This is a genomic window from Arthrobacter sp. Hiyo1, from assembly GCF_001263615.2.
In the GTDB taxonomy this organism is placed as follows: Bacteria; Actinomycetota; Actinomycetes; order Actinomycetales; family Micrococcaceae; genus Arthrobacter.
This window is the reverse complement of the sequence record NZ_DF952476.1, coordinates 18,945-20,622: the sequence shown is the minus strand read 5'-3', so window position 1 is coordinate 20,622 and position 1,678 is coordinate 18,945. Positions and strand designations below refer to the sequence as shown.

Sequence of the window (1,678 nt, the reverse complement as noted above, 5' to 3'; positions counted from 1 at the left end):
CGCGAGGCCCAGGTTCTCGCGTAGGGTCGGGCCTGCGTACTCCGTGGGGTACACGCCACGTTCCTGCAGCTCGGGCACCAAGTGGTTCACGATGTCGTCCAGGCCGGTGGGGATAAGCCATGGCGAGATGTTGAAGCCGTCGACGGCACCCACCCGGGCGTACTCGGCCAAGGTATCGGCCACGGCTGTATAGGATCCGGTGAACGTCGCGTCAACCCTGGACGTCCTGGAGCTCACGAACTGCCGGATCGACAGCCCCTTCTCGGCAGCTTCGGCGCGCCATTGCTCGGCGAGCTGCCGGGCTTTGGCCCCGTGGAAGCCGCTCCCCCGGGTCTCGGAGGTCTCCTCCACCACCGGATCGATCTCCGGAAGCGGACCATCGGGATCGTAGGCGGACAACTCCCGGCCCCAGAACTGTTCGAGATACGCAACTGCCTGCTGCGGCCCGATCTGCAGGCCGCGGACCCATTCCTTCTTCTCGCGGGCTTCCTCGTCAGTCGCAGCGAGGATGAATTCGCTCGCCGGCATGATCTGGACGTCGTTGGCACCCCGTCCGGCAGCCAGGGAGCGCGAGACGATATCGGCGCGGAACTCCGCGGCGTCGTCGAACTTCGGGTGCGCCGAGAAGATCACATCCGCTTGGCGGGCGGCGAAGTCGCGTCCTTCCGGGGAATCCCCGGCTTGGAACAGCACCGGCCTGTACTGGGCGCTGCGCGGCAGCCGGGGGGTGACGTCCACGGAATAGTGCTGCCCGGAGTGGTGCACGCGCCGCGCATGGCCGGGAACCGCCCAGGAATCCGCGGAGACGGACGAGGAGACCGCTCCGTCCTCCCACGAATCCCAGATCTTCTTGGCGGTCTCCACGAATGCTTCGGCGTGGATATAGCGATCGGCGTGGTCCAGGTAGCCGCCCCGGCGGAAGTTGGCCCCGGTCCACGCGTTGTCCGTGGTGACGACGTTCCAGGCGGCGCGCCCGCCGGAGAGCAAGTCGAGGGAGGCGAGCCTGTGAGCGAGGTCGGCGGGATCGTTGTACGTCGTATTCTGCGTGGCCACGAGCCCGATATTGGACGTCACCGACGCGAGCGCCGCCAGCATGGTCTGCGCGTCCGGCCTGCCCGCGACGTCCAGGGCGTGCGGTCGTCCGAGATGTTCCCGCAAGCGCAGGCCCTCGCCCAGGAAGAAGGCTGCGAACAGCCCGCGCTCGGCGGTCTGGGCGATCCGTCGGAACGACTCAAAGTCGGTCTGCGAACCGGATTCAGGCGCTTTCCAGATGGTGCCGGAGTTGACGCCCTGGAAGAAGATCCCGAACTGGATCTTCCCGCTCGGCTGGAATTTAGCACGGTTGTGCTGTGTCATAGTCTCTCCTCAGTTTTCCAAGCCAACGACGGCGGCGCCCGCCGCGCCCACGCTCGCGTACCGGCTCAGCGGCCGTTCAAGACCCAGCAGTTCCCGGAACGTGCCGCCCTGGGCAACAGGCTTCAGGACCGCACGGCGACGGAGCTCAGGCAGCACCAGCTGCGCCAGTTCCTCGAGCTCCACGTCCAGCACAGCCGGATGCAGCCTTACGCCGTCGGCCACGGCCAGCAACCCGGCAAGGAAGTCGACCAATTCCGCCGCCGTGCCGACGAAGCGCGCCCGGGAACTGGTCCACGGAGTAAACGCGTCCAGTTCGGCGAGC

1 protein-coding gene and 1 pseudogene are annotated in these 1,678 nt (G+C 67.2%); both read right to left on the bottom strand.

Translation table 11 applies throughout. The annotated features are described in order from the left end of the window. On the bottom strand, positions 1–1,356 hold a 1,356-nt coding region (locus AHiyo1_RS20525; protein ID WP_059389814.1), incomplete at its 3' end, for an NtaA/DmoA family FMN-dependent monooxygenase. 9 nt (positions 1,357–1,365) lie between these two features. After that, a pseudogene (locus AHiyo1_RS20520) lies at positions 1,366–1,678 on the bottom strand (LLM class flavin-dependent oxidoreductase); the annotation flags it as partial.